Below are 21,280 nucleotides of genomic sequence, written 5' to 3' on the forward strand. Positions count from 1 at the left end.
GGAGAACCGGATCATGAACATCATCGTCATTGGCCACGGCATGGTCGGTCACAAATTCCTGGAATCGCTTGCCGAAAGCGGCGCGCCCAATATCAAGGTCACCGTCCTGTGCGAAGAACCGCGCCCGGCCTACGACCGCGTGCATCTGTCCGAATTCTTCGCCGGCAAGAGCGCCGACGATCTGTCGCTGGTGACGCCCGGATTTTTCGATGCCGGCAAGAGCAGCATCCACTTCGACCTCAAGCTCAACGCCAAGGCGCAGAACATCGACATCGTCGGCAAAACCGTGACCGTCAACGTCAACGGCGCCGTTGAAACCATGTCTTACGACAAGCTCGTGATGGCGACCGGCTCCTACCCTTTTGTCCCGACCGTCGCCGGTAACCAGCGCAAGGATTGCTTCGTCTATCGCACCATCGAAGACCTGGAAGCGATGCTCGAATGCGGCAAGCGTTCAAAGACCGGCGTGGTCATCGGCGGCGGTCTGCTCGGCCTGGAATGCGCCAAGGCATTGCGCGACATGAACCTGGAAACCCACGTGGTCGAATTCGCCCCGCGCCTGATGGCGGTGCAGGTCGATGACAGCGGCGGCCGCATCTTGCGTCAGAAGATCCAGGACCTCGGCGTCACCGCCCACACGCAAAAGAACACGCTGGAAATCGTCGACGGCAAGGCCGGCACGCACCGCATGAATTTCGAAGACGGCACGCACCTCGACACCGACATGATCGTCTTCTCGGCCGGCATCCGTCCACGCGACGAACTGGCGCGCGAGTCGGGTATCAAGGTCGGCGACCGCGGCGGCATCGTCATTGACAACAGCTGCATCACCTCCGATCCCCATATCTACGCCATCGGCGAATGCGCCTTGTGGAACGGCAAGATTTTCGGCCTGGTCGCCCCCGGTTACGACATGGCGCGCATCGCTGCCAAACACGTGCTGGCGCACCTGAGCGACGACACCGGCAGCGCTCCGCAATTCAACGGCGCCGACATGAGCACCAAGTTGAAGCTCATGGGCGTGGATGTCGCCAGCATCGGCGATCCGCACGGCAAGGAAGCCGGCAGCCGCTCGTTCCAGTTCACCGATGAGCGCAAGCAGATCTACAAGAAGATCGTGGTTTCCGAATCCGGCAAGCATCTGCTGGGCGCCGTCATGGTCGGCGACGCCGCCGAATACGGCACGCTGCTGCAGATGATGCTGAACCGCATCGAATTGCCGGAGTCGCCCGAATTCCTGATCCTGCCGCAAGCCGACGGCAACGTCAAAGTCGGCCTGGGCGTCGACGCCCTGCCCGACTCCGCGCAAATCTGTTCCTGCAACAATGTCTCCAAGGCCGACCTGTGTACGGCAGTGGCTTCGGGCGTCACCAACATCGGCGACCTCAAGAGCTGCACCAAGGCCGGCACTTCCTGCGGCGGCTGCGTGCCGCTGGTCACCCAGGTGATGAAGGCCGAGATGAAGAAGCAAGGCCTGGCCGTCAACAACCATGTCTGCGAACACTTCGCCTATTCACGCCAGGAGCTGCACCACCTGGTGCGTGTGAACAAGATCAAGAGCTTCGGCGAGCTGCTGGCGCAACACGGCAAGGGTCTCGGCTGCGACATCTGCAAGCCGGTCGCCGCCAACATCCTGGCCTCGTGCTGGAACGATTTCGTGCTCAAGAAAGAACACGCCAGCCTGCAAGACTCCAACGACTACTTCCTCGGCAACATCCAGAAGGACGGCACCTACTCGGTGGTGCCGCGCATGGCCGGCGGCGAAGTCACACCGGACGGCCTGATCGCGGTCGGCCAGATCGCCAAGAAATACGGTCTCTACACCAAGATCACCGGCGGCCAGCGCGTCGACCTGTTCGGCGCCCGCGTCGAGCAATTGCCGGACATCTGGGAAGAGCTGATTGCCGCCGGCTTTGAAACCGGCCACGCCTACGGCAAGTCGCTGCGCACGGTCAAATCCTGCGTCGGCTCGACCTGGTGCCGTTACGGCGTGGACGACAGCGTCGGCCTGGCGATCGAACTGGAGAACCGCTACAAGGGCCTGCGCTCGCCGCACAAGATCAAGTTCGGCGTATCCGGCTGCACCCGCGAATGCGCCGAGGCGCAAGGCAAGGACGTCGGCATCATCGCCACCGAAAAAGGCTGGAACCTGTACGTCTGCGGCAACGGCGGCATGAAACCGCGCCACGCCGAACTGATCGCTTCCGATCTCGACAAGGCGACCATGATCCGTTACATCGACCGCTTCCTGATGTTCTACGTGCGCACCGCGGATCGCCTGCAACGCACCAGCACCTGGCGCGACAATCTGGAAGGCGGTCTCGATTATCTGAAGAGCGTGGTCATCGACGACAAGCTCGCCATCGCCGCCGAACTGGAAGCCGACATGCAGCACGTGGTCGACACTTATGAGTGCGAATGGAAGAAGGCCGTCAACGATCCGGAAACCCGCAAGCGCTTCCGCCACTTCGTCAACAGCAAGGAAGCCGACAGCAACGTCAAATTCGTCGACGAACGCGGGCAGATCCGTCCGGCCACGGTGGCCGAGCGCAAGCTGATCGATATTCCGGTGGTGGCAGAAGCAATCTGACCTGATGGAGAACATGAACATGCACAGCGACCGACAAATCGAACACTGGATTGAAGTCTGCGACATCGGCGACATCGTGCCCAACACCGGCGTCTGCGCGCTGATCAACGGCGAGCAGGTCGCGGTATTCCGCGTCATTGACGGCGCCCACAACGAGACGCGGATATTCGCCATCGGCAACTACGATCCCAACGCCGACGCTTCGGTGCTGTCGCGCGGCCTGGTCGGCAGCATCGGCGAACGCATCGTGGTCGCTTCGCCGATCTACAAACAACACTTCGACCTGCAGACCGGCGAATGCATTGAAGCCCCCGAACATTCGGTCAGCGCCTATCCGGCGCGGGTCGAACACGGCAAGGTGTGGGTGGGCGCATGACCGTATCACCGGCTCCTGTCAACTCTTCAAAAAAACCGTCGCTGGTCGTCATCGGCAACGGCATGGCCGGCATGCGCACGGTCGAAGAATTGCTCAAGCTGGCGCCGGACCTGTACGATATCACCGTGTTCGGCGCCGAGCCGCACGGCAATTACAACCGCATCCTGCTGTCGCCCGTGCTGGCGGGCGACAAGAGCATGGAAGACATCATGCTCAACACGCGCGAGTGGTACGAACAGAACAACATCACGCTGCACGCCGGCGACCCGGTTGAAAAAATCGACCGCCGCCGCCGCACCGTGCGCTCGCAAACCGGCGTGGAAATTCAATACGACCGCCTGCTGCTGGCGACCGGTTCCAAGCCTTTCATCATCCCGGTGCCGGGCCATGAGTTGCCGGGCGTGATCGCTTTCCGCGACATCCAGGACGTGCACACCATGCTCGACGCCGCGCGCAATCATCGCCATGCGGTAGTGATCGGCGGCGGTCTGCTCGGGCTGGAAGCGGCCAACGGCTTGCTGCGCCAAGGCATGGATGTAACCGTGGTGCACGTCACCGACAGCCTGATGAACCAGCAACTGGACAAGCCTGCCGCAGCGCTGCTGAAGAAGGCATTGGAGATGAAAGGCCTGCGCTTCCTGCTGAACGCGCAGACGGAATCCATCGTCGGCGCCGATCGCGTCACGGCGGTGCGCTTCAAGGATGGTTCGGAGATCCCCGCCGATCTGGTCGTCATGACCGCCGGCGTGCGCCCCAATATCGAACTGGCGAAACACGCCGGCCTGCATTGCGATCGCGCCATCGTGGTCGACGACACGCTGCAAACCTACGATCCGCGCATCTACGCCGTCGGCGAATGCGTGCAGCACCGCAAGGCGACCTTTGGCCTGGTGGCGCCGATCTGGGATCAGGCGCGCGTGTGCGGCGCCCATCTGGCCGGCGCCGGGCATCGCCGCTATGTGCAGCAGGCCACCGCCACCAAACTCAAGGTCACCGGGGTCGATCTGTATTCGGCAGGCGATTTCATCGCTGCGGCAGATACCGAAGACCTGGTGCTGCGCGACCCGCGCCGCGGCATCTACAAACGCCTGGTGCTCAAGGGCAGCCGGCTGATCGGCGCGGTGCTCTACGGCGACGTCAAGGACGGCCCGTGGTACTTCGACCTGATCCAGAAAGGCGGCGACATTTCCGCCATCCGTCATCAACTGCTGTTCGGCCAGGCGATCTGCAGCCAGGCCCAAGGCAACCAGGCAGCCTGATCGGAACACTATCGTGAATCTCTCCCACATCCCGCTCTCGACCGTCGGCGCCAAGACCACCTGCCCGTATTGCGGCGTCGGCTGCGGCGTGCGCGCTTCGATGCAGACCGACGGCACGATCGCGATTGCCGGCGACGAACTGCATCCGGCCAACAAGGGCCGCCTGTGCGTCAAGGGCTCGGCGCTCGGCGAAACGGTCGACCTCGATGGACGCCTGCTGTATCCGAAGATGCGCGACGAGCGTGGCGACATGCAGCGCGTGAGCTGGGATGCGGCGCTGGACAAGGTCGCGGGCGGCCTGCGCAGCATCATCGACCGGCACGGTCCCGATTCGGTCGCGCTGTATGTCTCCGGCCAATTGCTGACGGAAGACTATTACATCGCCAACAAGCTCATGAAGGGCTATATCGGCAGCGCCAACATCGACACCAATTCGCGCCTGTGCATGTCGTCGGCCGTGGCCGGCCACAAGCGCGCGTTCGGCGAAGACCTGGTGCCGATCTGCTATGAAGACCTGGAACTGGCCGACATGGTAGTGCTGGTCGGCTCGAACACGGCGTGGTGCCACCCTATCCTCTTTCAACGCATCGCCAAGGCCAAGGAAAACCGGCCGGAGATGAAGCTGGTCGTCATCGACCCGCGCCGCACCGCGACCTGCGAACTGTCCGACATGCATCTGCCGGTCAAGCCCGGCACCGACGTCTGGCTGTTCAACGGCCTGATGAGTTATCTGGCGCATCGCGGCGCGCGCGACAACGCCTTTATCGATGCGCACACCACCGGTCTCGGCGAAGCGCTGGCGATTGCCGACGCCGATTGCGCCGATCCGCATGAAGTCGCGCGCATCTGCAAGGTGGACGTCAACGACTTGCTGGCGTTCTATGAGTTGTTCGCCAATACCGAGAAAGTCATCACGGCGTTTTCGATGGGCGTCAATCAATCTTCCGCCGGCACCGACAAGGTCAACAGCATCATCAACTGCCACCTGATCAGCGGCCGCATCGGCAAGCCCGGCATGGGCCCGTTTTCGATCACCGGCCAGCCCAACGCCATGGGCGGCCGCGAAGTCGGCGGCCTGGCCAACATGCTGGCCGCGCACATGGATCTGGACAACGCGCTGCATCGCGACACCGTACAGACCTTCTGGGGTTCGCCGCGCATGGCCGACAAACCGGGTCTCAAAGCAGTCGACCTGTTCAACGCCATCGAAGCGGGACGCATCAAGGCGGTGTGGATCATGGCGACCAATCCCATGGTAAGCATGCCGGACGCCAACGTGGTCCGGCGCGCGCTGTCGAAGTGCGAGCTGGTGGTCGCTTCCGACATCATGGAAAAGACCGACACCAACGCCTTCGCCCACATCCTGCTGCCGGCCCTGGGTTGGGGTGAAAAAGACGGCACGGTCACCAACTCGGAACGCCGCATTTCGCGCCAGCGCAGCTTCCTGTCGGCGCCCGGCGAAGCGCGTCCGGACTGGCAGGTGATTTGCGATGTCGCCGGCCGCATGGGTTATCGCGGTTTCGACTTTGCCGGCCCGCACGCCATCTTCGACGAACATGCACGCCTGAGCAGCTATCGCAACGGGCCGCCGCAGATCGACGGGCACAGCCATCGCCTGTTCAACCTGGACGGGCTGACCGGCATGAGCAAGCAGCAGTTCGACGAACTGCAACCGATACAGTGGCCGGTTGCGCGACCGAACAATGCAGATGGGGCCGTCACGGGCACTGCCCGCTTGTTCGGCAATCATCGCTATTCCCATCCCGACGGCAAGGCGCGCTTCGTCGCCACGCCGCCGCGCGGCCCGGCGCATTTGCCCGATGAAGAATTCCCGCTCACGCTCAACACCGGCCGCGTACGCGACCAGTGGCATACGATGACGCGCACCGGCAAGTCGGCACGGCTGGCCGATCACGTGCCGGAATCCTTCGTCGACATGCATCCCCAAGATGCTCTGCGCTACGGCGTGCGCGAAGGCGGCCTGGCGCGCATCACTTCGCGCTGGGGCGCCATGGTGGCGCGCGTGCAGCACAGCGGCGGCATCGCGCGCGGCAGCGTGTTCGTTCCCATTCACTGGAACAGCCAGACCGCCTCCGACGCCCGCGTCGGCGCCCTGGTCAATCCCGTGGTCGATCCGGTATCGGGCGAGCCGGAGTTCAAACACACGCCGGTCAACATCGAAGAATTCGGCGTGTCGTGGCACGGCTTCATCCTCAGCCGCAAGGCGCTGGCCCTCGATGAAATCACGCATTGGACACGCATCCAGGGTCGCGATTTTGCGCGCTATGAACTGGCCGGCCGCAATGTCATTGCCGACCACAGCGCATGGGCGCGCACGCTGCTCGGCGTGCACGACATCGACGCCGACTGGCTGGAATACGAAGACAGCACCGCCGGCGTCTACCGCGCGGTGCACGTCGACAACGATCGCATCGACATGTGCATCTTCCTGTCCAAGCGCCCCGACCTGCCGTCACGCGCGTGGCTGGCGAGCCTGTTCGACAAGACGCAACTGGAAGAAGCCGACCGCGTCGGCCTGCTGGTCGGCCAGCCGATCGAAAAAGGCGCCGACACCGGGCCGACGGTCTGTTCCTGCTTCGGCGTCGGCCGCAACACCATCTGCAGCGCCGTACGCGAACAAGGCCTGAAAACCGTCGCCGAAGTGACCTCCTGCCTCAAGGCCGGCGGCAACTGCGGTTCCTGCGTGCCGGAGATCAAGAAGCTGCTGGTGGAGACGCATGCGGCGGAGACGGCCTGATCCTGAGGCGTCCGTCAAGCAAAGCACGGCCTGATCGGCCATAATTCATGCTGGTCAACGACGGTGCGAAAGTAGAACTCATTTCATAAATAGGCGTGAGATGCGTTCTTCCCAGAAAGGGCGCTGGCAAGGCGCGTGACGCGTTGCGTGGCGGTGCCACGCGCAAGGAGCGCAACGCGGCCAGCGCCCTTTCTGGAAAGAACCCGGAGGGAGCGGCCTGTTTGGGCGAATTGCTGCGTTACGACTCGGGGTCAAGACGTCCAGTCTTGACCCCGAGTCGCGCCTTGCACTTCATCCCAAACATGGCAAGCTCGCACTCACGCCTATTTATGAAATGAGTTCTAATAAGCCATGGACAAACACATCTCCCCGGTTGCATTGGAAAAAGCCTACCGACTGCTCAATCACGGCCCGACGGTGTTGGTCTCTGCCGGACACGACGGCATCGACAACGTCATGGCGGCGGCATGGGCATGCGCCCTGGATTTTGCGCCGCCTAAAATTACGGTGGTGCTGGACAAGCAAACCAAGACGCGCGAGCTGGTCGAAAAAAGCCATCGCTTCGTCATTCAAATTCCGAACGCGGCCCAACTGGAACTGACCCAGGCGCTAGGATCCACAAGCTTGTCGGATGAGCCTGAGAAACTGCTTAACAGCGGCGTTGAACTGTTTCGCTTTGATGGACATGAAATGCCCTTCGTCGCCGGCTGTTCTGCCTGGCTCGCCTGCAAACTGATCGTCGAACTGCACAATCAAAACACCTACGATCTGTTTATCGGCGAAGTTGTCGCTGCATGGGCGGATGATCGCGTCTTTCAAAACGGCCACTGGAATTTTGAAAACGCCGATCCAAAATGGCGCAGCCTTCACTACATCGCAGGCGGTCACTATTACGCCATCGGCGATGCGCTCGTTGCTGCAAACGGCGACGAGCACTGACTCATCGGTCTCTTCACGGCGCCGGACTGTTCCGGCGCTTTGAAAAGCCGGTTCCCTCCCCTGCATTTTTTATACGGGCATGCCTTGATCAGGGCGTGCCGGTCATTTTCTTGCCGCTGCATGCACCAGCGTAACGCTCCGATACCGCCCGCCGGCTGATAAACCGCTATTGGCAATGCAAATCACAGAAATTTGCATACGATCCTCGCCGCAAATCAAGTTGCATTTTGAAACCATAATTGATATAAATCATCTGGTTTCAAATTAAAACTATTAAAACGTTCACGCAACCTCACATTCCGACAAGGAGAAAACGTCTCATGATTCGCGCCGATGCCACGTTCGATAACAGCTTCCCGTTCACGCCGCATTTCAACCATGCCTCCGGCTTCGCGATGCACTATGTCGACGAGGGGCCGCGCGCTGCGGAGGTCGTGCTCTGCCTGCATGGCGAGCCGACCTGGGGTTATCTGTTCCGCCATTTGATTTCCACGTTGCGCGACACGCATCGCGTGGTCGTGCCGGACCACATGGGATTCGGCAAAAGCGCCACGCCGGCCGACCGCAGCTATTGGCTGCAGGATCACATCGACAATCTGGAGCGTTTCGTCCTGGCGCTGGATCTGCGCGACATCACGCTGGTGCTGCACGATTTTGGCGGCCCGCTCGGCATGGGTCTGGCGGCGCGACATCCAGACCGCATTGCACGCATCGTGTCAACCAACGGGCCGACGCCTTTCGGCTTGCCTGGCGAGATCGACCGCCTGCTTGCCAACGCTGCCGAAGCGCCGTGGTTCCAGTGGATTGTCAAAGCTGGCGAAGACGGCAGTCTTGAATCTGTGCTGGGGCAACTCGGCTTCAATATCCTGAGCACACTGAAGCTGAACGGCTTCGAAAACAACGCCGTCATCAATGACGCCTGGCTGTCAGCCTATGGCAGCCATTTCGCAGGCCCTGCCGATTGTCTCGGCGCGATCGGATGGCCCAAGGGCTTTACCTTGCAGGCACATCAATTCGAAGCGCCAAATGCCGCCGCCCAGGAGGCGATACGTACGAAACCGGCGCTGGCGATCTGGGGGGAAGCAGACCGGACATTGCATGCCAAGCATTTCCTGCCGCTGTTCAGCGCACTGTTCCCGACTGCGGCCATCCATCGCTTGCCAGGCGTCGGGCACTACTGCTTTGAGGATGCGCCGGAACAGATTTCGCAGCTGATTGCAGCATTCCTGCAGCAGACACGCGCTGCGGCATCCTGACGCTGCCGAAGAAAGCGTTCTGAAAACGAAATCGCCGCGCGTAAAGTCTTACGCGCGGCGATTTGCAAGGACGAGAATGGAGAAACGCTGAGGTCTAGTCCGCCGGACGCACCGTCACGATGATCGGCGCCGTATTTTCGCCATTGCCTTGCTCCAGCGATTGGCGATAGCGTTCGGATCGCTCCATGTTGATCTGGTATTGTTCTTCCGCATGGCGGTAGGCCAGTTGTTCTGCGGGAGAGCGGCTGCAGCCGCAGACGGCAAGAGAGCAAACGACGACAAGCATGGACTGCCACATATACCGCCTCCAGATTGGATTATTTCTTTTCGGCAATCATATACTCAATATATCCATATAGCAATTTTTACGATAATCTCTTTCGGCCTGAAGCCGCCCCAGTATTGGCTTTCCGTCAACACTGGCAAAATCCGCCATTCCCGGGCATGCTCCGGACTACCCGCATCTCGCATCATTTCCTCCCTCTCAGCGAAAGAAACCCCGTGTCCGCCCTGACCTCCTTATTGAAAAAATTTGCTTGCGCTCTGCTAACCGGCGGCATGCTGCTGGCAGTCTCCGGCGCCGCGCATGCCGAGAAGAAGCGCTGTCTCAGCGAATGCACGCCGCGCATCGGCATCGTCTCGGCTTTCGGCGCCGAGGCAGATATCCTGCTGGAGCAGACGCAAAAGAAGCGCGACTGGCGCATCAACGGCAATCGATTTACTACCGGCGTATTGCGCGGCAATCCGGTGGTCATCGTGCTCAGCGGCGTGAGCATGGTCAACGCCACGATGGCGACGCAACTCATGCTGGATCATTTCCACGTCGAGCGCCTGCTCATGAGCGGCATCGCCGGCGGCGTCAATCCGGCCAATCATGTCGGCGACGTAGTCGTGCCGGAAAGCTGGGCAATGCCGATGGAGGTCTATTGGAACGGCGACGGCAGCCTGCCGGCGGCTTGCGGCAAGGCCGGCGATACAGGTAACGTCGGTTGCCTGGGATTGAAGCTGGCGACGGAAAACGGCAAGGCGCGTCCGGATTACCAGTTCGATACGCCCGGCGGCAAAGTCAGCAGCGGCCTGTTCATGCGCGACAGTTTTGTGATGAACGCCGCTAATGCGCCGCAGGGTGAATTCCGGTTCGAGTTCCAGGCCGATGCGCAGATGCTGGCCGTAGCGCGCACCCTGCAGCCGGCGCTGGCGACCTGCGGCCCCAAGAATCCTGCGCTGTGCGTCGCCGTGCAGCCGACGCTGAAGGTCGGCGGACGCGGGATTTCCGGCACGGCGTTTCTGGCCAATGCCGGCTATCGCACCTATCTGTACGACACGCTGCAGGCGCAGCTGGTGGATATGGAAACGGCGGCGTTTGCGCAAGTCGCCTATGCCAACGGCGTGCCCTTCATTGCATTTCGCAGCGTTTCGGATCTGGCGGGCGGCAATGACTTCAAGGATGTCGGCGCCTTTTTCGGCAGCGGCCTGGCGGAGACCAACGAGGCGAATGTGACGCTGGCGTTTCTGGAGGCGTGGAAACGGCGGCGCTGAGATGTTCCGTGACAGGTAAGCGTCGCTCGAATCTAGAAATTTTTCTACATTTTGACGATATTTTCCCTTGCCACGCGCTGTTGGCGAACCCTGCGCCTGCTCAATCGTCCTATGCCTGATTCATTTTTCAGGAGATTGAGCATGAACAAAAAAATGAGCCTATCAATCCTTGCGTTGATCGTCTGCGGTACAGGATGGGCGTCGTCGGCGATGGCACAACCGAATGAAGCTGCAGCCGATGGTCAGATACTTCCGCCGACGGCCCCTCTCCCCGGCGATATCATGCGCAGCACGGGAAAATGGGCTACCGGCGTCCGTCTGATTGATCCGGCGAACCACAGCACGCAACCTGCGCCCCCGATCTCGTCGCTCCCCCAATTCAAGCTGGCGGAACCTGCCTGGATCTGCATGCTGAACACAGTGGGACAAATTGCGGCGAGCGTGCGTATTGAACAGTCCCTTTTTGGCATCTCAGGCAAACTTGGTCAACCCACACCTCAAATCAACAGCCCCGTGCCGCGCACCGACTAAAGACGACATCTTATTCAAAATCGCGGCTTGACCGTCTTCCAGTCCGGCTTGTACTTGCGCATCTGGCGCACATCGTCGCGTGAGCGGATGCCGCAGCCGAGGTAGAGGTCGTGCAGCTTGGCCAATTGGTCGCGGTCCAGTTCCACCCCCAGGCCCGGCGCGCGCGTGATGCTGACGCAGCCGTTGCGGATCGCCAGCTTGCCGCCCTTGATGACTTCTTCGTCGGCTTCCTGCCATGGGTAATGCGTGTCGCAGGCGTAGGAAAGATTCGGCACCGCGGCGGCCACATGGGACATCGCCATCAGGCTGATGCCCAGATGCGAATTGGAGTGCATCGATACGCCCAGGCCGAAGGTATCGCACATCAGCGACAGCATCTGCGTGTCGCGCAAGCCGCCCCAGTAGTGATGATCGGCCAGCACGATCTGCACGCTGTTCAGCGCCACGCTGCGGCGGAATTCATCGAAGTCGGTCACCACCATATTGGTGGCCAGCGGCAAGCCGGTGCGGCGATGCAGTTCGGCCATGCCTTCCAGGCCCGGCGTCGGATCTTCGTAGTATTGCAGGTCGTCGCCCAGCAACTCCGCCATGCGCACCGCCGTGTCCAACGACCAGTTGGCGTTGGGGTCAATGCGCAGCGGTGCATCGGGGAAGGCTTTTTTCAACGCCTTGATGCAAGCAACTTCATGCTCCGGGTCCAGAGCGCCGGCCTTGAGCTTGATGCTCTGGAAGCCGTTCTCGTCGATCATCCTGCGCGCCTGCGCGACGATCTGTTCTTCGCTCAGCGCTTCGCCCCAGGCGTCGGGCTGGTACGGGCTGTCGATGTGTTCGGCATATTTGAAAAACAGATAGGCGCTGAACGGGATCTCGGTGCGCACTGCACCGCCCAGCAAGTCGACCAGCGGCACGTTCAGATAGCGCGCCTGCACGTCGAGCAAGGCCACTTCGAAGGCTGAATAGGCATTGCTGACGGCTTTGCTGGCGTGCGAACCGGGCGCCAGTTCGGCGCCCGCATTGCCGGCCGGCGACATGCCCGCCACCGCAGCCTTGACGATCGCGCGCAAGCCGTTGAGGTTGAACGGATCGAGGCCGATCATCTGCGTCTTGACCTTATCCATCACCGCCAATGCCGGCGCGTCGCCGTAGCTTTCACCGAGGCCGAAATGGCCGTTGTCGGTTTCGACTTCGATGATGGAGCGCAAGGCGTACGGCTCATGGATGCCGCTGGCGTTGAGCAAAGGCGCATCCTTGAATGCGATCGGTGTGACGGTGACGCGTGTGATTTTCATGGTCTTGGTTCCGAGGATCTGTAATCAGTAGTAATGAATCATTGCTTGCCGGCCTGCGCGGTCGTGCGGGCGAAAAACACCACGACCGCCGCGACCACCGAAGTCGCCGCCAGCGCGTACAAACCGCCTTCGATGGAACCGGTCTTCTGCTCCAGGAAGCCGAAGGTGGTCGGCGCGACGAAGCCGCCGAGATTGCCCAGCGAATTGATCAACGCAATCACGGCCGCGGCAATGCGCGCATCGAGATAGGACTGGGGAATCGGCCAGAACAGCGAGGACGCCGCCTTGAACCCGACCGAGGCGAAGCAGATCGAGACGAAGGCAAACACCGGACCGCCGAAGGTCGACACGTACATGCCGATGGCCGCAATGATCAGCGCCGCGGCAGCCCAGGCCTGCTGGAACTTGAAGCGCGCCGCCAGGCTGGCGAACAGATACATGGCGATGATGGAAATGATCCAGGGAATCGAATTGAACAGGCCGACCTGGAAATCCGAATACGTACCCATCTTGCGGATGATGCTGGGCAGCCAGAAGGTCGCGCCGTAGATCGTCAGCGAGATCGAAAAATAGATGAAGCAGAAGATGACGATCTGGCTGTCGCGCAGCAGCGCCCATGCCGAAATATGCGCCGGCTTGGTCTTCTCGCGTTCGGCCTGTTCGGCGGCGATGGTGCCGGTGATGAGGTCGCGTTCACTCTGCGTCAGCCATTTGGCGTCCTCCGGCCGCGAATCGAGCCAGAACCAGACGAAACCGCACAACACCACGGACGCCAGGCCTTCGATAATGAACATCCATTGCCAGCCGTGCAGGCCGCCGCCTTCTATCTGCAGCAGGCCTCCGGAGATCGGCCCCGAGAGGATGGACGCCAGCGCCGAACCGCTGAGGAAGATCGCCATCGCCTTGCCGCGCTCGCCGTTGGGCAGCCATTGCGTGAAGTAATAGATCACGCCGGGAAAGAATCCTGCCTCCGCCACGCCGAGCAAAAACCGCAGCGCATAGAACGACATCTCGCCCTGCACGAAGGCCATCGCGGTGGCGGCGATCCCCCAGGTCAGCATGATGCGGGTCAGCCAGGCTTTGGCGCCGAACTTCTGCAGCAGTATGTTGGACGGCACTTCGAAAATCGCATAGCCGACGAAAAACAACCCGGCGCCCAGGCCGTAGGCCGCCGTGCCGATGCCGATGTCGGCGGCGAGGTGCGTGCGCACGAAACCGATATTGACGCGGTCGATGTAGTTGACGATGAACATGATGACAAACAGCGGCAAGACGCGCTGTTTGATCTTCGATACCGCCTTGTCGAGCGGCGACAAGGGCCGCCCTGCGATGCTTGCTGCCTGCACTGTATTCACTGCCGGTCTCCTGCGTTTTTAGTATGAGAAAAGGCTGCTGCCCTTTGCGTTGAAACATTAAAACACTAATATATTAGTGTGTCAATGCGACTGAATTGACTTATCATGCGAGTAACAAAGAGGATCAGACCGGCATCACGCAGCATCTTGCAGCGCCGATACCGGATCCGGCCTATCCGGCACGCATTTCCGCCGATAGCGCCGCCATCTTTTTGGTTTTATTTTTGTCTTATTGCCGGACCGGATTCATCATCGACGATCACCCATGAACAGCCCTTTGCTCTCCTCCCAGCCTCAGCGTCCGCATCAACTGGACCGCTCGCGCCATGCAGCGCCGCAGGTGTTCGAACGCCTGCGCGAAGCCATCATCACGATGCAGCTCACGCCCGGCACCGTGCTGTCGCGCGCCGAGCTGGCCTTGCAGTTCGGCCTGAGCCAGACACCGATCCGCGATGCGCTGATGAAACTTGGCGAAGAAGGATTGGTGGATATTTTTCCGCAGCACGCGACCGTGGTGCGCGCGGTGGATATTGCGATGGCGCGGCAAGCGCATTTTCTGCGCCGTTCGATAGAACTGGAAATCGTGCATACGCTGGCGTCCTCGCCCAACGAAGCGCTGGTGGCGCGCCTGAAAAACAGCATTTCCAACCAGACGGCGCTGGCCGAGAGCGGCGACTACAGCGCATTTGTCGAAGCCGACCAGGCATTTCACCGCCAGATGTACGAGGCGGCGAACATTCCCGATCTATGGGCGATGGTGCGCCGGCACAGCGGCCACCTGGATCGCCTGCGCGCGCTGCACGTGCCGATTCCCGGCAAGGCGCATGCGGTGCTGCGCGACCATGCCGCCATCGTCAAGGCGATCGCTGCGGGTGACCCGCCGGCCGCTCAGGAGGCCTTGCGCACGCACCTTTCCGGGACCTTGTCGCATCTGGACGAGATCCGTGAACGTTTTCCGCACTACCTGAAAGATTGAAGAAAGGATGAAACCTGACGATCAGAGCGCCGCGGAGAACTTGCGGCCTTCGGTCAGCATGAGATGGAAGTCTGCAGCCGGCACCGGGCGCGAGAACAGATAGCCTTGCAACTCGTCGCAGCCGGCTTCGCGCAGGAACTCGAACTGCTCCATGCTTTCCACGCCTTCGGCGATGACCTTGTGGCGCAGTTGCTTGGCGATGCTGATGATGGCGCTGGCAATCGCGCAATCGTTGGTGTCGTCAGGGATGCCGGTGGTGAAGGAACGATCGATCTTGAGCGTGTTGATCGGGAAACGCTTCAGGTACGACAGGCTGGAATAGCCGGTGCCGAAGTCGTCGAGCGAGATCGTCACGCCCAGCAGACAGACTTTTTCCATGATGGAGATCACGCGGTCGGTGCTGTGCATCAGCATGCTCTCGGTGATTTCCAGCTCCAGCCATTCGCCGGTCAGCTGGTGGCGGCTTAGCGCGGCCCTCACCCGGTCCGGCAAGGAGCGCGTGAATTCGCGCGCAGTCACGTTGATGGCAATGCGGATCGGCTCCATGCCGGCATCTTTCCACTGCCTCGCTTGCGCGCAGGCCGCTTCCAGCACCCAGTCGCTGAGCTGGACGATGAGTCCGGTCTCTTCGGCGATGGGAATGAAATCGCCCGGCAGCAGCAGGCCGCGTTCGGGATGCTGCCAGCGCACCAGCGCCTCGGCGCCGGTAATCTGGCCGCTGACCAGGTTGATCTTCGGCTGGTAGTACAGCAGCAGTTCGTTGTATTCAAAGGCGTGCAGCAAGCCGGTTTCAATACGCAGCAGATCGAGCGTATTGCGGTTCATCTCTTCGCTGTAATACGCGTAGCCGCCTTCGTTGTTTTCGCCTCCCTGCTTGGCCCGGTACATGGCGATGTCGGCCAGGCGCAGCAAGGTTTCGGTGTCGGAGGCGTCTTGCGGATACATGCTGATGCCGATGCTGGCGCCGACGCGCAGTTCATGACCGTCGATGAAGAAGGGCTCGTCGAACAGCGCGATCAGTTTTTGCGCCACGAAACCGGCGTGGTAATCCTTGTCGATGTCGAACAGCGCGATCGCAAATTCATCCGCGCCCAGGCGCGCCACCACGTCTTCGTCGCGCAAGGCCTTGCGCAGACGGATCGCCACTTCCACCAGCAACATGTCGCCGGCGACGTGGCCGAGCGTGTCGTTGATCGGCTTGAAGCGGTTCAGGTCGATGAACATGATGCAGCCGTAGACATTGTCCTGCTCCGCCGCCACCAGCGCCTGGTCGACCGTGCGCGTGAGCAGCGTGCGGTTGGGCAAGCCGGTCAGCGAATCGTAGTAGGCCAGATGGTGAATCAGCTTTTCGGCGTTCTTGCGTTCGGTGATGTCGTTGATGTAGCCGATCATGCCGATGGGCTGGCCGTGCTGGTCGCGCATCACCGACAGCGACAGGCTGGCCCAGAATGCCTCGCCCGACTTCTTGCGGCGGCGCACTTCCATCTCGCGCCCGCCTTGCGAGAGGAACATGTCGCTCAGCGACGTGTCGTCTTCGTCTTCATTTTCGTACAGGAACAAGACGTTGCGGCCGATGGCTTCGATTGCCGTGTAACCGAAGAGCTGCTCTGCCCCGCGGTTCCAGCTGGTGATGAAGCCGGCCTGGTCCATCGTGATGACGGACTCGTGCATCTGGTTGAGGATCTGCGCCTGCTGTTCCAGCTTGGATTCGATCTGGTCCAGCGCGCGGCTGCGCTTTTCGGTATCGGCGCGGTTTTGCAGCAGGCGGCCGGTCAGGCCGGCGAAGGACGCCAGGCGCGCGATCTCGGCGTCGCTGTATTGGCTGTCGGCGGCATCATCCACGGCCGGAAAAGCATAGTGACCGTACAGCAAGCCCTCATGCGCGACGATTTGCGCCAGCGCTGAATTCGGCAAAGGCGCTTCCGAAAAATAACGGCCGCCGGAGCGACCGAGGAAAGCCGAAACGATTTCGCTCAAGGCATCGTGCAAGGCCAAGCCTTCCAGCCCCAGCACTGCGTCAAGCAGGGCCGAGCAGCAGGCGAGATCATTGCTGCTGAGCGTAGCGATCATCGTTTATGCCTCGTGGCTGACTTTGGATGCCCAGCGATAAGCCTGGATCAAGCCGCGGCAATACCCTTCCGGCGTCACGCCGGCCGAAACCAGATCGCTGTGGCGCAATGGAATGCGGCCATACTCGGCGCGTTCCACCACATCCAGCAAACGGCCCAGCCGTCCGCGCCTCTGCATCAGGGCGTCGACGATATCCTGCGGCAGTTTGAGCGGTTCAATGATCAGTCGCAGCGGCATTGCCAGCAATACGTCCAGCAGCGAGAACATGCCGACGATGAAGGCGCGGTCCTGCTCGTCGCGGTCGCAATCCATCTGCTGGCACAGGGCTTCCATCATGGCGGCGCGTGCAGCGGCGCGCGGCAACAGCGGATTGGCCGACTCGTCGCCCGGGAAACGCGCGTACAGCAACAGCTGCAGCCAGCGTTGCAGCTGGCGGCGGCCGAGCAAATTGATGGCCTGCGTGAAATTGGTGATGTGGGCTGAGAAACCGAATGCCGCCGAACTCACCAGCTTGAACAGCTGATACGACAAGGCCGGGTCCTGCTTCAGCAGCGCTTCCAGCTCGGGCGCGTCGGCGTCGTGCGAGACCAGCTCCAGCAGCTTCAGCAAACGGCCGCGCGAAATCGCGTCCTTTTGCGTGATGGCGGACGATGGCAGCAAAGGATATTCGCCGCTGAACCAGCGGAAGCCTTCCGCACGGCAAGCGTCGAACAGCACCGGATCGGGCACGTTTTCAGCGATATGCGGACCGCGCAGGCTGGTGAGCCAGCTGCCGGCTTCCGGCTGGATGCCGGCGCTGCAGTCGAGCGAAATGGATTCCACGTATTCGGAAAACAAGGCCAGGCGCGACGGCAATCCATCGGCGATCAGGCCGTAGCCTAATTTGTTCAGACGTTCCAGCAAAGGATGGCGCTCTGCATCGACGCAGTATTCCACCGGAATGCGCAGGATCAGGTTGGTGTCTTTGGGCGGCGCCCCGAATTCGCCGGCGAACCGCTCCGGGTTAGGCACGGTAAGAATGCAGGCAAGACCATTGAGGGCCTCGCCGAGACCAAATTCGTTAAAAAGCCGGGAAAACAGATCGCATCCGTTCTCATCGAACGGGGAGACATGAAGCGACAGAGCCGTCCACAGGTAATGAACGTCTGCAACAGGCTGTAGAAACACGAGAGGAAAAGAAGGAATGCTTTTATCCTGGACAGCCATTTTGTATAGATGTCACGGTGAGCAGCCGAGACATTTTTAATTAATTATTAACAATAAATAAGGTTGTTTCCAAAGAGAATTCTTATCTAAATCCAAATATTTTTCTAATATACCCGATAAATCACGACTTGCCTAAGTGATCATTCAACTAAAAACATTTCTTGTAAATCGTTTAAAAATCGACGTCCCAGTTCGGTCGGCCGGATGTTCATGTGGTCGCGATATAACAGGCCTTTTTTCTCGGCTTCGTTGAGGGCGGCGTCGATGTTGCTGATACCCATACCGGTGCGTTCAGCGAACAGATTCGCCGGAAAACCGTCTTGCAGGCGCAAGGCATTGAGCATGAATTCAAACCCGAGCGCGTCGCGGCCGATTTCGCCCTCTTCCTGAATCGCATTGCCGGTTCGCATCTTTTCCAGATAGGTCTGCGGATGCTTGTGGCGCATTTGCCGCACGATGCGATGCGGGAAGGACAACTTGGAGTGCGCGCCGGCGCCGATGCCCAGGTAATCGCCGAACTGCCAGTAGTTCAGATTGTGGCGCGCCTGGTGCTTGGGCCTGGCGTAAGCCGAGACTTCGTAATGCTGGTAACCGGCTGCTGTGGTCAGCTCGGTGATCATGTCCTGCATGTCGGCGCTGACGTCGTCGTCGGGCACCGCCGGCGGATACTTGGCGAACAGCGTGTTCGGCTCCAGCGTCAGGTGATACAGCGACAGATGCGGCGGCGCGGCGGCGATGGCGGTCTCAATATCGCGGCGCGCCTCCTCGACGCTTTGCGACGGCAAGGCGTACATCAGGTCGAGATTGAAATTGTCGAAATTGGCATGGGCAATGTCAACCGCCTTGCGCGCCTGGTCGCCGTCGTGGATGCGCCCCAGCGCGGCCAGGTGCGTGGAGTTGAAACTCTGGATGCCGATCGACAAGCGGTTGATGCCGCTGGCGCGATAAGACTTGAATTTTTCGGCTTCGAAAGTGCCGGGATTGGCTTCCATCGTGATCTCGATGTCGACGTCCATCGGCAGCAAGGTGCGGATGTCCGACAACAGGCGATCGAGGCCGGCCGCCGACAGTAGGCTGGGCGTGCCGCCGCCGATGAAGATCGAATAAATCTTGCGACCCCAGATCAGCGGCAACGCCGATTCGAGGTCGGCGCGCAAGGCGTCGAGGTAGGCGTCTTCGGGGAAACTGCCCTTCACTTCATGCGAATTGAAATCACAATAGGGACACTTCTTCACGCACCACGGGAAATGCACATACAGCGACAAAGGCGGCAACGCCGTCAGTTGCAGGCTGCCTGGCTTCAGAAAAGCCAGTGCGGCTTGCGCCGGACCGGGCAGATTTGGCTGGCCAGACATCGACGACAAGTCGACGCTGACTGGCTTGATCGGAATAATCATCGCAGCTTCTCTACCAGTGCACGCAAGGCCTGGCCGCGGTGCGAGTGGGCATTCTTTTCTGCAGCACTCAGTTCAGCGGCGGTCTTGCCCAACGCCGGCAGCAGGAAATACGGGTCGTAGCCGAAACCGCCTTCGCCGCGCGCATCCGCCACGATTTCGCCGTGCCAGGAACCGTCGGCAATCACCGGCTGCGGGTCGTCGGCGTGGCGCACGTAGACCAGCACGCAGTAATAGTAGGCCGACTTGTCGGCATGCGCCGCCAGGTCGGCGATCAGCTTGGCGTTGTTGGCGGCATCCGACTTCGGCTCGCCGGCATAGCGTGCCGACCACACGCCGGGTGCGCCGCCCAGGGCGTTGACGCACACGCCGGAGTCGTCGGCCAGCGCCGGCAAGCCGGTCAGGCGCGCGGCGTGGCGCGCCTTGGTCAGCGCGTTTTCGACGAAGGTGGCGAACGGTTCTTCTGCCTCCGGGACGTTGAATTCGCCTTGTGGACGCACGTCCAGGCCGATTTCGCCGAGCAAGGCGCCGAATTCTTTGAGTTTTCCCTGATTATTGGAAGCGAGAACGATTTTTTGTGTCATGGCTGATGGCTGATAACTCCGCAAATGGCCGCGGATGAATGGCGAACGTAAAAACGCCATGTCCGCGGATAACGGACATGGCATGTCGGGATTGTAAAAGGATTCGGCCGAAGCTGCTGAAACGATGCCCACGCTCTGCCTGCCGCAGAAGTGTTATTTCGGCACTGCTTAACAACTACATCGACGCAGTTTACTTCGCCAGGCCCAGCGTTTGTTTCTGAAGAGACAACAATTCCTTGATGCCCTTGTCGGCGATATCCAGCAAGCTGTTCAATGTCGCGCGGTCAAACGCAGCGCCCTCGGCCGTGCCCTGTACTTCGACGAAATGGCCGGCATCGGTCATGACGACGTTCATGTCGGTGTCGCAGTCCGAGTCTTCCAGATAGTCCAGATCCAGCACCGGCACGCCGCGATAGACGCCTACCGAAATGGCGGCAACGAAGCTCTTGACCGGGATCGAGGTGATCAGACCGCGGCCCAGCAGCACGGAAAACGCATCATAGGCAGCGACCATCGCGCCGGTGATCGCCGCCGTGCGCGTACCGCCGTCCGCCTGCAGCACGTCGCAGTCCAGATGCAGCGTGCGCTCGCCGAAGGCTTCCAGGTCGAAGGCGGCGCGCAGTGCGCGGCCGATCAGGCGCTGGATTTCCTGGGTGCGGCCGGATTGCTTGCCTTTGGCGGCTTCACGGTCCATGCGGGTGTGGGTGGAACGCGGCAGCATGCCGTATTCGGCGGTCATCCAGCCCTGCCCCTTGCCTTTCAGGAAACCCGGGACCTTTTCTTCGATGCTGGCCGTGCACAGCACGCGCGTGTCGCCGAACTCCACCAGCACCGAGCCTTCGGCGTGCTTGGTGTAATGGCGCGTCAGGCGGACGGTACGCAAATCGGCAGTGGCGCGTCCGCTGGGACGTTGAAAGTCAGTCATGTGTTTCCTCTAGAAGTCGGTGGCGGAGGCCCTGATCATTGTGTTCAGGGCAATACCGGAGAGCTTGTTTTGATGGCGCAGTGGCGCAGAACCGGCAAACTTTTTACAATGCGCTATCCAAACCCAAATACAATCACGCCTCAGTCGTCAGCAAGCCTTGTTGGATCAAGCCGGCTGCTGACGTGACGTAATAAATTTTCACCGGCATTGTCTTGATAAATTGCCGGTTTGTA

17 protein-coding genes are annotated in these 21,280 nt (G+C 60.8%); 9 read left to right on the forward strand and 8 right to left on the reverse strand.

All coding sequences use genetic code 11. The features are described 5' to 3' along the window. Window positions 1-13 precede the first annotated feature (13 nt). The 6 genes from nirB (at window position 14) to AKL25_RS10700 (ending at window position 9,178) form a co-directional block, all read left to right on the forward strand. Window positions 14-2,590: a nitrite reductase large subunit NirB gene (gene nirB / locus AKL25_RS10675; protein WP_050477645.1), complete on the forward strand. Its 2,577-nt coding sequence runs from the start codon at window positions 14-16 to the stop codon at window positions 2,588-2,590. A 19-nt stretch (window positions 2,591-2,609) separates the two neighbouring features. After that, complete coding sequence (gene nirD, locus AKL25_RS10680; protein ID WP_050477796.1) at window positions 2,610-2,966, forward strand: nitrite reductase small subunit NirD; 357 nt, start codon at window positions 2,610-2,612, stop codon at window positions 2,964-2,966. Beyond that, the gene (locus AKL25_RS10685; RefSeq protein WP_050477646.1) at window positions 2,963-4,225 is read left to right on the forward strand and encodes an NAD(P)/FAD-dependent oxidoreductase; all 1,263 of its coding nucleotides are present in this window, start codon (window positions 2,963-2,965) and stop codon (window positions 4,223-4,225) included. Before nirD ends, AKL25_RS10685 begins: the two co-directional genes overlap by 4 nt. A gap of 13 nt (window positions 4,226-4,238) precedes the next feature. Beyond that, window positions 4,239-6,983: a nitrate reductase gene (locus AKL25_RS10690; RefSeq protein WP_050477647.1), complete on the forward strand. Its 2,745-nt coding sequence runs from the start codon at window positions 4,239-4,241 to the stop codon at window positions 6,981-6,983. A 351-nt stretch (window positions 6,984-7,334) separates the two neighbouring features. After that, a complete protein-coding gene (locus AKL25_RS10695; RefSeq protein WP_050477648.1) occupies window positions 7,335-7,922 on the forward strand; it encodes a flavin reductase family protein in 588 nt (195 codons plus the stop codon). A gap of 320 nt (window positions 7,923-8,242) precedes the next feature. Then, the gene (locus AKL25_RS10700; RefSeq protein ID WP_050477649.1) at window positions 8,243-9,178 is read left to right on the forward strand and encodes an alpha/beta fold hydrolase; all 936 of its coding nucleotides are present in this window, start codon (window positions 8,243-8,245) and stop codon (window positions 9,176-9,178) included. A 94-nt stretch (window positions 9,179-9,272) separates the two neighbouring features. Here the strand turns inward: AKL25_RS10700 and AKL25_RS10705 are convergent, their stop codons facing one another. Continuing rightward, window positions 9,273-9,476: a hypothetical protein gene (locus tag AKL25_RS10705; protein WP_050477650.1), complete on the reverse strand. Its 204-nt coding sequence runs from the start codon at window positions 9,474-9,476 to the stop codon at window positions 9,273-9,275. 203 nt (window positions 9,477-9,679) lie between these two features. On the opposite strand from AKL25_RS10705, the gene AKL25_RS10710 reads away from it, so the two are divergent. Both AKL25_RS10710 and AKL25_RS10715 read left to right on the forward strand, forming a co-directional pair. Continuing rightward, the gene (locus AKL25_RS10710; RefSeq protein WP_083444647.1) at window positions 9,680-10,717 is read left to right on the forward strand and encodes a 5'-methylthioadenosine/S-adenosylhomocysteine nucleosidase; all 1,038 of its coding nucleotides are present in this window, start codon (window positions 9,680-9,682) and stop codon (window positions 10,715-10,717) included. 141 nt (window positions 10,718-10,858) lie between these two features. Then, complete coding sequence (locus AKL25_RS10715) at window positions 10,859-11,248, forward strand: hypothetical protein (RefSeq protein ID WP_050477653.1); 390 nt, start codon at window positions 10,859-10,861, stop codon at window positions 11,246-11,248. A 14-nt stretch (window positions 11,249-11,262) separates the two neighbouring features. Here the strand turns inward: AKL25_RS10715 and AKL25_RS10720 are convergent, their stop codons facing one another. Both AKL25_RS10720 and AKL25_RS10725 read right to left on the reverse strand, forming a co-directional pair. Continuing rightward, entirely contained in the window at window positions 11,263-12,537 is a 1,275-nt protein-coding gene (locus tag AKL25_RS10720; protein ID WP_050477655.1) for a glucarate dehydratase family protein, read from the reverse strand. 38 nt (window positions 12,538-12,575) lie between these two features. Continuing rightward, on the reverse strand, window positions 12,576-13,892 hold the full coding sequence (locus AKL25_RS10725) for an MFS transporter (RefSeq protein WP_050477656.1): 1,317 nt from the start codon (window positions 13,890-13,892) through the stop codon (window positions 12,576-12,578). Window positions 13,893-14,157: 265 nt separating this feature from the next. Here AKL25_RS10725 and AKL25_RS10730 point away from each other — a divergent pair, with 265 nt between their 5' ends. Then, window positions 14,158-14,868 carry a GntR family transcriptional regulator gene (locus AKL25_RS10730; protein ID WP_050477657.1) on the forward strand — a complete coding sequence of 237 codons (711 nt, stop codon included), beginning with the start codon at window positions 14,158-14,160 and terminating at the stop codon, window positions 14,866-14,868. Between the two features lie 21 nt (window positions 14,869-14,889). Here the strand turns inward: AKL25_RS10730 and AKL25_RS10735 are convergent, their stop codons facing one another. From AKL25_RS10735 to rph, 5 genes are all read right to left on the reverse strand, one after another. Beyond that, window positions 14,890-16,938, reverse strand: coding sequence for a putative bifunctional diguanylate cyclase/phosphodiesterase (locus AKL25_RS10735; protein WP_050477659.1), 2,049 nt, complete (start codon window positions 16,936-16,938; stop codon window positions 14,890-14,892). A gap of 3 nt (window positions 16,939-16,941) precedes the next feature. Then, window positions 16,942-18,144 carry an EAL and HDOD domain-containing protein gene (locus AKL25_RS10740; RefSeq protein ID WP_050477660.1) on the reverse strand — a complete coding sequence of 401 codons (1,203 nt, stop codon included), beginning with the start codon at window positions 18,142-18,144 and terminating at the stop codon, window positions 16,942-16,944. Window positions 18,145-18,284: 140 nt separating this feature from the next. Further along, window positions 18,285-19,541 (reverse strand): radical SAM family heme chaperone HemW, encoded by a 1,257-nt coding sequence (hemW, locus tag AKL25_RS10745; RefSeq protein ID WP_205627233.1) that lies wholly within the window; start codon window positions 19,539-19,541, stop codon window positions 18,285-18,287. After that, entirely contained in the window at window positions 19,538-20,122 is a 585-nt protein-coding gene (rdgB, locus tag AKL25_RS10750; protein WP_050477662.1) for an RdgB/HAM1 family non-canonical purine NTP pyrophosphatase, read from the reverse strand. Before rdgB ends, hemW begins: the two co-directional genes overlap by 4 nt. A 190-nt stretch (window positions 20,123-20,312) precedes the next feature. Beyond that, complete coding sequence (gene rph / locus AKL25_RS10755) at window positions 20,313-21,047, reverse strand: ribonuclease PH (protein ID WP_050477663.1); 735 nt, start codon at window positions 21,045-21,047, stop codon at window positions 20,313-20,315. Window positions 21,048-21,280 lie beyond the last annotated feature (233 nt).

The organism is Herbaspirillum rhizosphaerae (genome assembly GCF_001189965.1).
Classification (GTDB): domain Bacteria; phylum Pseudomonadota; class Gammaproteobacteria; order Burkholderiales; family Burkholderiaceae_D; genus Herbaspirillum; species Herbaspirillum rhizosphaerae.

Coding starts and splice junctions, on each gene's coding strand:
- hemW (WP_205627233.1), bottom strand. CDS start 19,541: ATGATTATTCCGATCAAGCCAGTCAGCGTCGACTTGTCGTCGATGTCT.
- AKL25_RS10685 (WP_050477646.1), top strand. CDS start 2,963: ATGACCGTATCACCGGCTCCTGTCAACTCTTCAAAAAAACCGTCGCTG.
- AKL25_RS10695 (WP_050477648.1), top strand. CDS start 7,335: ATGGACAAACACATCTCCCCGGTTGCATTGGAAAAAGCCTACCGACTG.
- nirD (WP_050477796.1), top strand. CDS start 2,610: ATGCACAGCGACCGACAAATCGAACACTGGATTGAAGTCTGCGACATC.
- AKL25_RS10715 (WP_050477653.1), top strand. CDS start 10,859: ATGAACAAAAAAATGAGCCTATCAATCCTTGCGTTGATCGTCTGCGGT.
- AKL25_RS10720 (WP_050477655.1), bottom strand. CDS start 12,537: ATGAAAATCACACGCGTCACCGTCACACCGATCGCATTCAAGGATGCG.
- nirB (WP_050477645.1), top strand. CDS start 14: ATGAACATCATCGTCATTGGCCACGGCATGGTCGGTCACAAATTCCTG.
- rdgB (WP_050477662.1), bottom strand. CDS start 20,122: ATGACACAAAAAATCGTTCTCGCTTCCAATAATCAGGGAAAACTCAAA.
- AKL25_RS10705 (WP_050477650.1), bottom strand. CDS start 9,476: ATGTGGCAGTCCATGCTTGTCGTCGTTTGCTCTCTTGCCGTCTGCGGC.
- rph (WP_050477663.1), bottom strand. CDS start 21,047: ATGACTGACTTTCAACGTCCCAGCGGACGCGCCACTGCCGATTTGCGT.
- AKL25_RS10700 (WP_050477649.1), top strand. CDS start 8,243: ATGATTCGCGCCGATGCCACGTTCGATAACAGCTTCCCGTTCACGCCG.
- AKL25_RS10730 (WP_050477657.1), top strand. CDS start 14,158: ATGAACAGCCCTTTGCTCTCCTCCCAGCCTCAGCGTCCGCATCAACTG.
- AKL25_RS10735 (WP_050477659.1), bottom strand. CDS start 16,938: ATGATCGCTACGCTCAGCAGCAATGATCTCGCCTGCTGCTCGGCCCTG.
- AKL25_RS10740 (WP_050477660.1), bottom strand. CDS start 18,144: ATGGCTGTCCAGGATAAAAGCATTCCTTCTTTTCCTCTCGTGTTTCTA.